Source organism: Streptomyces boetiae (genome assembly GCF_031845405.1).
In the GTDB taxonomy this organism is placed as follows: Bacteria; Actinomycetota; Actinomycetes; order Streptomycetales; family Streptomycetaceae; genus Streptomyces; species Streptomyces boetiae.
The window spans coordinates 65,143-76,753 of the sequence record NZ_JAVREN010000029.1 but is presented as its reverse complement, the minus strand read 5'-3'; the positions used below and the strand labels follow the sequence as shown (position 1 = coordinate 76,753).

At 76.7% G+C, this 11,611-nt stretch carries 10 protein-coding genes and 1 pseudogene; 5 read left to right on the top strand and 6 right to left on the bottom strand.

Annotated elements, in window-relative coordinates:
* The 4 genes from RM780_RS19030 to RM780_RS19015 all read left to right on the top strand — a co-directional run.
* Positions 1-440: hypothetical protein (locus tag RM780_RS19030; RefSeq protein WP_311631989.1), on the top strand; the 440-nt coding region annotated here is incomplete at its 5' end.
* 26 nt (positions 441-466) lie between these two features.
* Complete coding sequence (locus RM780_RS19025) at positions 467-1,549, top strand: peptidoglycan-binding protein (RefSeq protein WP_311631988.1); 1,083 nt, start codon at positions 467-469, stop codon at positions 1,547-1,549.
* The gene (locus tag RM780_RS19020) at positions 1,546-2,244 is read left to right on the top strand and encodes an ABC transporter ATP-binding protein (protein WP_311631987.1); all 699 of its coding nucleotides are present in this window, start codon (positions 1,546-1,548) and stop codon (positions 2,242-2,244) included. The genes RM780_RS19025 and RM780_RS19020 overlap by 4 nt, the downstream gene beginning before the upstream one ends.
* Positions 2,241-3,488, top strand: a complete 1,248-nt coding sequence (locus RM780_RS19015) for an ABC transporter permease (protein WP_311631986.1) — start codon at positions 2,241-2,243, stop codon at positions 3,486-3,488. The genes RM780_RS19020 and RM780_RS19015 overlap by 4 nt, the downstream gene beginning before the upstream one ends.
* 28 nt (positions 3,489-3,516) lie before the next feature.
* On the opposite strand, the gene RM780_RS19010 is transcribed toward RM780_RS19015, so the two are convergent.
* The 5 genes and pseudogenes from RM780_RS19010 to RM780_RS18995 all read right to left on the bottom strand — a co-directional run bounded on the left by RM780_RS19010 (position 3,517) and on the right by RM780_RS18995 (position 8,317).
* Complete coding sequence (locus RM780_RS19010; protein WP_311631985.1) at positions 3,517-4,854, bottom strand: extracellular solute-binding protein; 1,338 nt, start codon at positions 4,852-4,854, stop codon at positions 3,517-3,519.
* Entirely contained in the window at positions 4,851-5,855 is a 1,005-nt protein-coding gene (locus tag RM780_RS19005) for a hypothetical protein (RefSeq protein ID WP_311631984.1), read from the bottom strand. The genes RM780_RS19010 and RM780_RS19005 overlap by 4 nt, the downstream gene beginning before the upstream one ends.
* Positions 5,852-6,022, bottom strand: coding sequence for a hypothetical protein (locus RM780_RS19000; protein WP_311631983.1), 171 nt, complete (start codon positions 6,020-6,022; stop codon positions 5,852-5,854). Before RM780_RS19000 ends, RM780_RS19005 begins: the two co-directional genes overlap by 4 nt.
* Positions 6,019-6,441, bottom strand: a pseudogene (locus RM780_RS27870) (tetratricopeptide repeat protein); the annotation flags it as partial. The pseudogene RM780_RS27870 and the gene RM780_RS19000, both read right to left, overlap by 4 nt.
* Before the next feature lie 19 nt (positions 6,442-6,460).
* Complete coding sequence (locus RM780_RS18995) at positions 6,461-8,317, bottom strand: serine protease (protein ID WP_311631981.1); 1,857 nt, start codon at positions 8,315-8,317, stop codon at positions 6,461-6,463.
* A 75-nt stretch (positions 8,318-8,392) separates the two neighbouring features.
* Here RM780_RS18995 and RM780_RS18990 point away from each other — a divergent pair, with 75 nt between their 5' ends.
* Positions 8,393-8,773 carry a trypco2 family protein gene (locus tag RM780_RS18990; RefSeq protein ID WP_311631980.1) on the top strand — a complete coding sequence of 127 codons (381 nt, stop codon included), beginning with the start codon at positions 8,393-8,395 and terminating at the stop codon, positions 8,771-8,773.
* A gap of 15 nt (positions 8,774-8,788) precedes the next feature.
* Here the strand turns inward: RM780_RS18990 and RM780_RS18985 are convergent, their stop codons facing one another.
* The gene (locus tag RM780_RS18985; RefSeq protein WP_311631979.1) at positions 8,789-11,569 is read right to left on the bottom strand and encodes a hypothetical protein; all 2,781 of its coding nucleotides are present in this window, start codon (positions 11,567-11,569) and stop codon (positions 8,789-8,791) included.
* Positions 11,570-11,611: the final 42 nt, after the last annotated feature.

The following is an 11,611-nucleotide window of genomic DNA, read 5'->3' as shown; positions in this document are numbered from 1 at the left end:
GGGGGGGGGGGGGCGGGGAGGGCGGCGGCCGGGGCGGGGAGGAGCTGGAGCCGGAGGAGATGGTGCTGGAGTTCGCCCGGTGCATGCGGGAGCAGGGGCTGGACGTTCCGGACCCGGAGCCCGGCGGGGGGATGGATCTCAACATGGACGGCCAGGACCAGGCCGTGGTGGAGGCCGCGATGGAGGCGTGCCGGCATCTGGACCCGGCGCTCCAGCCCGATCAGACGCTGCCCCCGGAGCGGCGCGAGGCCGTCGAGCGGTACGCGCAGTGCATGCGCGACGAGGGCGTGGAGGACTTCCCCGACCCGCTGCCCAACGGCGGGATCGCGATCGACGACCCGGCCATCATGGAGGACCCCGACTATGAGGCGGCCGAGGAGACCTGCCAGGCGGAGATGCCGGGCGACGGCGAGGGCCAGCTCGACTCCCGGGAGAGGTAAGGGAGATGGGGCGGAGGAGTAAGGGGTTGAGGGCGGCCGTGGCCGTCGTGGTGATGGCCGCCGCCGGCGGAGCCTGGGCGGCGCTCGGGATGCCCGGCACGGGCGGGGACGGGGCGGACGCCGAGGCAGCGGGAGAAGAACTGCCCCCGGAGAGCGCCGAGGTGACCCGGCAGACACTGGTCGACGTCGAGAGTGCGGACGGCCGCCTCGGGCACGGGCCCTCGGCCGCCGTGGGCACCCGGCTGGGCGGCACCCTGACCCGGGTCCCGGCCGTGGGCGAGGAAGTGGCGCGCGGCGAGGCCCTGTTCTCTGTGGACAACCTGCCGGTCGTGCTGATGTACGGCGCGACGCCCGCCTACCGGCCGCTGGAGCCGGGCGCGGAGGGGCCGGACGTGGAGCAGTTCGAGGAGAACCTGGCCGCTCTCGGCTACACCGGGTTCACGCCCGACGACGCCTACACCGCCGCCACGGCCGCGGCCGTGGAGCGGTGGCAGGAGGACGCGGGCCTGCCGGAGACGGGCACGGTCGAGCTGGGCCGGGTGGTCTTCGCGGAAGGGCCGCTGCGCGTGGACGGTGCCGGGGCGGCGGCCGGCGACGCGGTCGCGCCCGACGGGCCGGTGCTGACCGTGACCGGCCGCGAGCGCGTGGTGACCGTCGAGCTCGCCCCCGCCGACCGGCGGTTGGCGGAGGAGGGCGCGGGGGTGACCGTCCGGCTGCCGGACGACTCCGAACTCGCGGGCGTGGTCGGAAACATCACCACCCTGCTGCGGCCCGCCGAGGGCGGCGGCGAAGGCGGAAGCGGCGGAGGGCAGATGGAGACCGTCATCCAGGTCGTGGTCGGACTCCCCGGGGAGGACGCCCAGGAGGCCGCGGGCCTCTGGGACCAGGCGGGCGCGCACGTGGAGTTCACCGCGGGGGAACGCCCGGACGTGCTGACCGTCCCGGTGGCCGCGCTGCTCGCGCTCGCCGAGGGCGGCTTCGGGGTGGAGGTCATCGAGGGCGGGACCTCACGCTATGTCCCGGTCACCACGGGCCTGTTCGCGGACGGTCGCGTGGAGGTCTCGGGGGACGGCCTCGCCGAGGGCGACCGGGTGGGGATGCCGTCGTGATCACTCTGGAGGACGTCACCAAGAGCTACCCGGGCGGCGTCACGGCGCTGGCGGGAGTGTCGTTGCACATCGGCCGCGGCGAACTCGTGGCGATCGCGGGCCCGTCCGGCTCCGGCAAGTCCACGATGCTCAACGTCCTGGGCACGCTGGACCGGCCCACCTCGGGCAGCGTCCGCATCGAGGGCCACGACGTGGCCCGGCTGCCGGACAGCCGGCTCTCCGCGCTGCGGGCGCGGCGGATCGGGTTCGTCTTCCAGTCCTTCCACCTCGCGGTGGGCACCCCGGCGCTGGAGAACGTCGCGGACGGCCTCCTCTACAGCGGCCTGCGGCACGGGGAACGCAGGCGGCTGGCCGCCGCGGCGCTGCGGCGGGTGGGGCTCGGGCACCGGATGGACCACCGGCCGCACGAGTTGTCCGGCGGCGAACGCCAACGGGTGGCCGTGGCACGGGCGGTGGCGGGCGGGCCCCCGCTGCTGCTGGCCGACGAACCGACCGGGGCGCTGGACTCGGCGTCCGGGGCCGGGGTGATGGAGCTGCTGCGCGAGCTGCACGCGGACGGCACGACCGTCGTGATCATCACGCACGACCGGGAGATCGCGGCGACGCTGCCGCGGCAGGTGCGGATGCGGGACGGGCGGATCGTGGAGGACTCGGCCCCGGCGCCGGGGGGCGCCGGGGCGGAGGCGGCGCGGTGAGCGCCGTGGACGTCGCGGCGGCCGGGAACGCGCCGGCGGCGCGGGAGGCGGCGCCGCGGCCGGCGCGGCTGAGGCCACGGGACGTGGTGAAGGTCGGCGCGGTCGGGTTGCGGACGCGCCCGCCGCGGACGTTCCTCTCCGCGCTCGGCATCGCCATCGGGATCGCCGCCATGCTCGCCGTCGTCGGCATCTCCTCCTCCTCGCGCGCCGACCTCGACCGCACGCTGGACGCGCTGGGCACCAACCTCCTGACCGTCGCGCCCGGCCAGTCCATGACGGGCGGCGACGTCCGACTGCCGCTGACCGCCGAGGAGATGGTGGAACGCATCGGGCCGGTCGAGTCGGTCTCCGCGATCGGGCAGGTCACCGACGCGAGCGTCTACCGCACCGACCGCATCCCGGAGGCCGAGCACCGGGGCCTCGGGGTCTACGCGGCGCGCACCGGCCTGCCGTCCACCACCGGGGCCCAACTCCGGGACGGGGCCTGGCTGAACGAGGCCACCGGCCGCTACCCGGCCGTGGTCCTCGGCGCGACGGCCGCCGAGCGGCTGGGCATAGGGCGGGCCGGGCCCGAGGTGCGGGTGCTGGTCGGCGGGGAGTGGTTCACCGTCCTGGGCATCCTCGAACCGGCGCCGCTGGCCCCGGAGTTGGACACGGCCGCGCTGATCGGCTGGCGGGCGGCCGAGACGGAGCTGGGCTTCGACGGGCACGCCACGACCCTCTACGCCCGCGCCGCGCAGGAGCGGGTGGAGGCGGCGCAGCGCGTCCTGGGGCCGACCGCCAACCCGGCCTCGCCCGGCTCGGTCGAGGTCTCGCGCCCCTCGGACGCGCTGGTGGCGCAGCGGGCGGCGGACGAGGCGTTCACCCGGCTGCTGCTGGGGCTGGGGGCGGTGGCGCTGCTGGTCGGCGGGGTCGGGGTGGCCAACACGATGGTCATCTCGGTGCTGGAACGGCGCTCCGAGATCGGCCTGCGCCGCGCGCTGGGCGCGACGCGCGGGCAGATCCGCCTCCAGTTCCTGGCCGAGTCCCTGCTCCTCTCCGGCCTGGGCGGGGCGGGCGGCGCCCTGCTGGGCACCGGGGCGACCGCCGCCTACGCCACCTCCCAGGGCTGGCCGGCGGTCATCCCGCCCTGGGCGGCGGGCGGCGGCCTCGCCGTCACCCTGGTCATCGGAGCCCTGGCCGGCCTCTACCCCGCCCTCCGCGCCGCCCGCCTCCCTCCGACAGAAGCCCTGGCCACCCCCTAGGGACCCCGGAAGGGGGCGGGCCAGGCGGTCAGCGGGGTGGGGGGCCGCAGGTTGAGGTGAGCCAGGTGGCGTGAGCGGCGGCGGTGGATTCGCCGGTGGCGCGCAGGCGTTGGAGGAGGGCGTCGAGGAGGGTGGGGTCGTCGAGGTGGGCGGGGACGTCGGCGAGGAAGGTCAGGACCTCCAGGTGGAAGGCCTCGCGCAGCGCGGGCGGCATCGTGTCGGAGGCGTCCAGGCAGCGGGGGGTCTCCGCCCCGCGCAGGTGCCCGGTGAGGGCGGCGGTGAGCGGGTCGGTGTCGCCGGTGAACGCCTCGGCGCCGGCGTGCGCCGAGAGCGGGGTCGAGGCGTCCCCGGACGCCTCGCGGACCCAGATCTCCTGCGCCTCCTCGGAGGCGAGGAAGGCCATCAGCGCCTCGGCGTCCGGGTCCTGGCGGAAGAGGGCCGCGAAGTCCCCGCCCACCTCCCAGGCGTTGGGGGCTCCAGCCGTGCCGGGGAAGACCTCGGCGGAGGGGGAGTAGGCGATGTCCGCCGCGCCGTACGCCGAACGGGCGTTGGACTCCCGGTGATCGAGCGCGCAGCTCTGCGCCCCGGGTCCGGCGTCCGGCGCGAGGCCGGCCGAGGCCACGAAGTAGTCGGTGGTCAGGGACTCGACGGCGCGGCCCGAGCCGTTGCCCGTGACCAGCTCCCCGAACGCCCTCCAGGCGGCCCGCATTTCGGGCGAGGTCCAGCGGGCGTGGTCCCCGGTGGCCCACGCCTCGTACACATCGAGGCCGCCGGGGGCCTGGAGCAGCAGGTCCTCGATCCAGTCGGTGCCCGGCCAGCCGGAGGTGGCGTCCGAGCCCATGCCCAGGCACCAGCTTTCCCCGTCCGCCGGGTCCGCCGAGGGCCGCGAACGGTCGTACCAGACCAGGGACTTGAGGTCGGCCTTGACGGGGAACCAGTAGATGCTGCCCGGCTCACCCAGCCCCTCGGGGGAGAGCCAGGGAGCGCCGTAGGCCGCCCGTAGCTCGGCCTCCCCGCGCTCGTCGAAGGCCCCGTCCAGCGGGAACGCCAGGCCGCGCTCGACGTATTCGGCGAGCTGGCCGAGGCTGGGCAGGATGGCGATGTCGGGCGGGGACCCCGACTGCACCTGGGAGAGCAGCACTTCGCGCAGCGCGGTGGTGCCCTGGTAGTTCACCGCGATGCCGGTCTCGGCGGTGAAGGCGTCGGTGAGCTCGGCGAACGCCGCCGCGTCGTCGCCGGTCCAGGAGGCCAGCACGGTGACGCCTCGCTCGGGCGCGGCGGAGCGGACCAGCCAGACGGCGGCCCCGGCCAGCACGGCGACGGCGGCGGTCAGCGCGACCGCGAGCGCGGCCCGGCGGCCCCTCATCGCGACCGGTACCGGTACTCGGCGATGCGGGGGGCCACGCCCAGGGTCACCTGGGCGACGAGGACCAGGCCGAGGATGGGGACGAGGCCGGTCAGCCCGGCCCGCCAGTCGGTGTCGCGCATGTCGGCGGCGACCTCCTCTGCGGTGGTGCGGATGGTTCGGGCAACGCTGTCGGTGTCGGTGTCGCGCGACCCGGCCCCGCCCGGAGCCGGTTCGGAGGCGGCGAGGATGCCGGCCAGGTCCGCGCGGGAGGCCGCCTTCGCGTCGTGGGTCTGGGCGGCGAGGACGGCCAGCGCGGCCACGCCCAGCACGAGCGTGAGCGTCGCGGCCAGCAGCCACGGGTTGAGCAGGCGGCGGAAGCGGCGGTGCAGGAAGACCTGCGTCTCCGCCAGCAGCGCCACCAGGGCCGCCGTCCCCAGCAGGGCCAGCGCCCAGGCGGCGCGCAGCGGCCAGCCGAAGGACGCCTGGTCGGCCAGCACGTCGGCCTGGCCGTCGACGCCGCCCTCCTCCGGCGGGCCCGGCCGCCCGGTCTGGAGGGTGTCGAGGCGCTCGAGGATGCCGCTGCCGCTGCCCGAGCCGGTCAGCATGTGCTCGGCGTAGTGCAGGTACGCCTCGCGCAGCGGCGCCTCGTCGGGCAGCCGGTCTGCCAGCTCCAGCCAGCCGCTGAAGGAGACGATCAGGCCGGTGACGGTCTCCAGGGTGCGCAGGCCGGGCTCGCCGAGCACGCCGGCCTCGGCGGCGCGGGCGAGGCTCTGGTTGGCCACCGCGATCTGCACGCGGAAGCCGCCGGAGCCGGGGCCCTCGCGGCTGACCGCGCCGGCCTCGCGCAGGGCGTTCCGCGCGGCGGTCACGTCGAGGATCGCGGGGGCGGTCTCCTCGCGCAGCGGGGCGGCCGTGTCGTGCACGCCGCGGTAGGCGGCGAAGAGGACGACGACCGTGGCGGCGGTGAGCGCGAGCAGCGCGGCGCTGCGGCGCACGAGGGAACGGCGGGTGTCGCTCATGCGGGCCCTGCCGGAGGGGCGTCGCCGGGGGCGGCCGGATCGACGCCCTGGGTGTGGGCGTCGCAGGAGGCGTGGACGCCGGCGCTCGCGGCGCCGACGGGTACCTTCCGGGGCGGGGCGGCCACCAGGGTGGCCGCGTGCGGACCCGCGGCCGTTCTCTCGCTCATGGGCGCGCTCCTTCGCATCGCCTCGTCCATCCCGTCGCCCCCGTCGCGCCCGTTGTCCCCATACTGCCCGGCCGTTCGCCGGCTGTCCGGCCTGCGCCTCCCGCCCGGCGCGTGCACAGGAACGCCGCCGGCCGCAGGCGGTTCCTCAGGTCGATGAGGGCGCCGTGCTCCTCGGCGGAGCCGCCGGCGCGGCGGGCCGGCGGCCGGACGCCTGCCGGCCGGGCCGGGCCGTGGTACGGCGCGTGGTCCGGGTTCTGGTCCAGCGCCTCGACGGCGGCGGCGCGTTGGCCCTGCGCCCGGTGGACGCGGAACGGGCCGAGGACGGCGGGGCCGTCCGCGTGGTCGCGGCGCCACACCGCACGGTAGTACGACTCGGCGCGCCGCGCCTGGCCGTTCTGCTCGGCGCAGTGGGCCGGGGCCGGCTTGGGCGCCGGCCGTTCACCCGCCCGCGGGGCCGCCCGCCGGGTCCGGGCCCGGCCTCCGGTGCGGTCCGAGGAACGGCCGTGCGCCGGGCGGGAGTTCGTCCGCTTCCCGCCCGTCCTCCCTGTCGCGGCGCCGCTGCTGGCCCAGGCGGCGGCGGACCTCCGCCCCGTACTCGGCGACCGCCGCGTCCGCGGCCGGCACGTCGCAGGGCCCCTGCATGAGCAACGCCCGTGCCCTGCGGTAGAGATCGGCCAGCGCCAGATCCTCCCCGTCGGGGCTGTCCAGGTCCCCGGCCAGCAGGTGAACGGCCGTCAGCCGCTCGCGCAGTTCGTCCCGCCGCGCGATCAGCGCGTCCAGCGCGGCCAGGGCCTCGGTGACCCGCTCCCCGGCCGCCGCGGCGAACCGGGCGGGGGCGAACAGCGCGGCGCCCAGGCGTTCCAGGCCCGCCGCGTCCCAGCTCCCGGTGCCGCCGCCCGCGCAGCGGCCGGCCTGCAACTGCGCGCCGAGCCGCGCGACGCGCGCCCGCTGGGCGGGAATCCGGACGAGCGCGGAGGTGGCGCGTTCCATCGCGTCGCGCGCGGGCTCGGCGTTGACCCGGACGATCTGGCGGCGGCGGTGCAGCTCGCGCCAGCCGGTCTCGGCGCACTCCCCCAGGCGCCGGTCGATCGCGCCCAGCCGCGAGCGGAACGCCAGGGCCGCCGTCGCCGCCTCCCGGACGGCCTCGTCGCCGCCGTGGAAGACGAGCAGGACGCGGGCGCCCTGCTCCGCCAGCAGCTCCAGCAGCTCCAGCAGGCCCTCCCCGTCCGGGGCGCGGTCGACGCCACGCACGACCAGGGTCAGCGGCAGGGGCGTGGAGCGCAGCCGCTCGGCGTACGTGCGGCCCGCGCCCGGCGTGATGCCCATCCGGCCGCAGACGCGCTCGGCGATCCGGTCCGTGGGCTGCGCGGTGGCGTCCACGGTCAGGTCCAGGGAGCCCACGGGCGGGACGGTGCCGGGCGGGGCGTTGGCCAGGTGCTCGGCGCGGGCGGGGGCGGGCAGCTCGCGGTCGGCCAGGGACAGGGCGCGGTCCAGCGGGAGGGCGCGGGCGCGGTCCCCGGGGCCGACGACGGCGGACTCCACGGGGGCGGCGGACTCGCCGCCGCTGAGCCAGTCCGCCAGGCGGACGGCGAACTCGGCGTCTTCCTCCGGGAGTTGATCTGCATCGGGGTCCGCCTCGGGGCCGGGCCCCGGGTCCGCGCCCGCCGGGCCGGGGTCGGCCACCGCCTCGCCGTCCACGTGCGCGGCGACCCGAGGGACGTGCTGGAGGACGGTCTCGACGGGGATCATGAACGACACGGAGATGCCGCCGCGCCGGCAGGTGCTGACGACGATGCCGATGACCCGCCCGGTGCGCTCGTCCACCACCCCGCCGCCGCTGAACCCGGGGACCACGGCGGCGCTGCCCCGCCGCGCGGAGATCTGCACGCGGCCGTCGGCCATCAGGCCGTCGAGGCGGCCGAAGAGGACGAGGCCGGCCTCTGCGCCGTCCGGGAAGCCGTACATCCGCACCTCGCGGCCCCGGGTCGGGGCCAGCCGCAGCAGGCGCGTGCCCCGGCCGGGCGGCTGCGGGCGGCTCAGCCTCAGCAGGGCGAGGTCGCCGCTGGGCCCCCAGGCCGCGTCGGTCCGCTCCGGGGCCCACCCGCCCTCGGCCACCCGCGCCCCTGCGGGACCGTCCCGTACGGGCTCGACGGTGACCGGCACGTCCTCCCCCGGGAGCAGGTGCGCGCAGGTCAGGACGTGCTCCTCGCCGAGCAGGACCCCCGCCCCCAGAACCGGCCCCTGAGGTGACTCTCGGATGCGGGCCAGCCAACGCTCCGTCGCATTGTCCCCCATGGGTTCACAGCATACTCGCGGAGGGTCACGCCCCGTAGACTTCCGCACACACCGGCGGAGTTGGGGGTGGCGGGGATGAACGTGGCGGGTGAGGGCTTCATCGGGCTCGCGGAGGTGATCGGCCAGGTCCGGCGCGAGCTGACCCAGGCGTGGAAGGACGGGGAGGGCGAGTCGGTGCGGTTCGCGGTGGACCGCGTGCACCTGGAGTTCGCCGTCCAGGTCCACCGCGCGGCCGACGGGCGCGCGGGCCTGCGCATCGGCGTCCTCACGGCGGACGTGGGCGGCGGCGCCTCCCGCGACACCACCCACCGCATCGAGGTCGAGCTGACCCCCGAGACCGAGGAGCCCGGCGGCATGCTCCGGGTGGGCCGCCGGCCGGCCCCGGGCGCCCGCCCCCGCACCCGCCCGGAGCACGGCCGGCCGGAGCAGGGCCAGGGACTGGGCCAGCAGGACTGAGGCACGCCGGGCCGCTTACCCGCAGACCTCCTCGTTCAGCCCGCCGCCGGAGGCTTCCTCCTCCGCCGGGTCCCGGGTGAACCGGCCGCAGTACAGGACCGGGCCGGAGCCGTCGTCGGTGTGGTGGAGGACGACGACGGGCTTGTCCTCCGAGTACGCGTCGCGTCCGTCGAAGGCCAGGTAGCCGCTGGCGCCCTGCCTGCTGAGGCCGCCGTCGAGGCTCTGTTGCACGTTCTGGGCCGCGACCTCGTCGCCGACGGTCTGGAACGCGTCGCTGCCCGCGTCGGCCAGCAGTTGCAGCGCGTCGTGGGCGAGGGCGGCGTGGCCGTCGTTGCGCCACAGGTCGTCCTCTCCGAACGCGGCGTCGTAGTCGTCGTTGAAGTCCTGCGCCTCGTCGCTGAGCGCCTGGTGGCCGATGGGCAGCACGTGAGCGGTGTGGAAGAGGCGGAGCCAGGCAGGGGTGTCGTAGGACCCGGACAGCACCGCGTTCGTCAGCTCGTTCCCCCCGAGCACGGTCAGGGCGTCGTCCGTGCAGTCGGTGACGCTCTCGTACTCGTGGAGGAATGCCTGGAACTCCACGGACCGGGCCGCCCAGTACACGACCGTGCGAGGCTCGTCCGTGACCGCCTCGCACACCTCGACCGCGATCTCCTCCGGGGTGTCGGCGGCGACGCGCGACCCCTCGGAGGGCGCGGGCGCGGGCGGGCCCTCGGGGGTGTGCAGCACCTGGAGTACCGCATCCTCGGCGTCCCCTGCGTCCTCAACGCCCTCGGCGCCCTCCGCGAACTCCTCGGCGAAGCGGTCCCCGATGCCGTCGCTGTAGAGGTCGCGGGGGTCCTGCACCACGACGGCCGCCTCGGCGGGAACACACCCGCCGGGGGTGTCCTGACCCGCCTCCGGGTTCTCCCGGACGATGTTCGCGCTCCGCGCGAACCGGCTGACGACCTCGGCCTCCCGGCTGTTCGGCGGCGCCGCCGCGCGGAAGTACTGGCCCGGATCCATCTCGTTCGCCGTGGCCGAGGTCGTGACGACCGGCAGGCCGGCCTCGGTCAGGTCGCCCACGGCGTCCCGGGTCTGCGTCCGGCTCTGGGCGAAGCCCACGACCCCGATGATCTCGGGCGCCGTCGCCTCGGCGTCCCGGATGATCTGCTCGGCCACGGTCGCGGCGTCCGCGTACCGCTCCCCCGCCTGGTCGTAGAGGGCCACGCGCAGCCAGATCCTGTCCTCGTCACGCGCCGCGGCCTCGTTGATGTCCTGCTGGGCCAGGGCGACGCCCCGCAGCTCGGGCACGGCCCCGTCGGAGCGCCGCGCCAGCTCGTCGTCGCTCCCGGTCGCGCCCGCCCCGATGTAGGCGACGGTCCTCACGGTCCCCTCGCCCGCCCGCTCGGCGCGGTCGGCCGCCTCGTTCTGCTCCTCGATCCGCCGCCGCGCCTCTCGGTACTCCGCGTCCAGCGGTGGCGCCTCCTGGTCCGAGCCGGGGGCAACGCCCGGGGCGTCCTGCCCGGCGGGAAAGGTGAGGCAGGTGGTGTCCTCCGGGAAGGGGTCGAGGGACCACGCGAACGACCCCAGCCCCATCGCCAGCGCCGCGCACCACGCGACCGTCTCGACGGCCGGGCCGCACCAGATCCTCCGTACGGGGCGGGCCTGATAGGGGTCGCCGCCCGGGAGTTCCCCCGGCAGCGGCACCAGCAGAGGGGCTACGGCGCCGCCCGCGCCGTCCTTCGCGCGCAGCCGGGCCGCGGCCTCGGGAAGCGTGGCCTCCTGGCCCGCGACGGGCGTCCCGGCCGGTGCGTCGGCAGCTACCAGCGCGGCCCCGCAGCCGGTCGCCACCGCGGCCCGCGCGTACTCCTCCAGGAAACGCGCCCCCCGCCTGCCCGCCTCGCCGTCCGCCAGGCGGATCAGGAGGAGGAAGCGGGTCGTCCGCCTGCGGCGCCACGGGGAGATCCGGCCCGGCCGCCCCCAGCGCGCGAGGTCCGTCAGCAGGGCGCGCAGCAGCATCTGCTCCAGTTCGCGCTCGCGCCGCTCGGGGGACCGCCTGTCGCTCCCCCGGACCAGGGGTGTCAGCCGGTCGTGCAGCTCCTCGAAGAAGTCACCGCCGGCCAGCGGGCCGTCGTGGATCAGCTTCGCGAACCAGGCCGTTCGCCGCGAGCGCATCAGCCGGCGGGTGCGGCGGCGGGCCCACAGCCAACGGGGGAGCTGGTGGAAGACGGGGCCGGCGGCCAGGGCCCACCGCGAGGCGAACCCGCCCGGCGCCTCCACCACCCCGCCCAGCCAGGACAGGAGGCGCAGGCCGGGCCCGCGGGCCAGTGTGTAGCAGTGGTTCCGCAATCGGATTCCGGGGCGGATCGCCGCGTCGCCGTCCGCGGGCGGCGGGTTGGGGGCCTGCTGGTCCGGGCCGCCCTGCTGCTGTTGGGCCCAGGCCAGCGCGTCGCGCATCAGCGAGAAGTTCGTCAGCCTCAGCCGGCCCGTCTTCCGGGGTGCCCGCTGCCGCAGCGCGGCGATGCTGATCTCGGCGCACAACGGCGCCAGGCCGTGCGCGGGGGCGGTGTCCACGGGGCGGATCAGCTCCGTGCGCGGGTCCCGCGCGTCGACGCGGGGCACGCACGCGTCGAGCTTGCGCACGGCCTGCTGCCGGCCTCCGGCGGAGAGCAGCACGACGGGCGGAAGTATGGCGTTCGCCTTCGCCTGCCGGTCGGGCTTGCCGTCACTGCCGATGGGCGCGATCGCGTGCCGGAACGCCTGGACGAAGGCATCCCAGTCGTCGTCCCAGTTGTCGTGCCGCGTGGTGCCTGTCACGTGATTCCCCCTGTCGCGCGTGTCTCGCCCGCCCCGGCTCGG

Coding starts and splice junctions, on each gene's coding strand:
- RM780_RS19010 (WP_311631985.1), bottom strand. CDS start 4,854: ATGAGGGGCCGCCGGGCCGCGCTCGCGGTCGCGCTGACCGCCGCCGTC.
- RM780_RS18990 (WP_311631980.1), top strand. CDS start 8,393: ATGAACGTGGCGGGTGAGGGCTTCATCGGGCTCGCGGAGGTGATCGGC.
- RM780_RS19000 (WP_311631983.1), bottom strand. CDS start 6,022: ATGAGCGAGAGAACGGCCGCGGGTCCGCACGCGGCCACCCTGGTGGCC.
- RM780_RS19005 (WP_311631984.1), bottom strand. CDS start 5,855: ATGAGCGACACCCGCCGTTCCCTCGTGCGCCGCAGCGCCGCGCTGCTC.
- RM780_RS18995 (WP_311631981.1), bottom strand. CDS start 8,317: ATGGGGGACAATGCGACGGAGCGTTGGCTGGCCCGCATCCGAGAGTCA.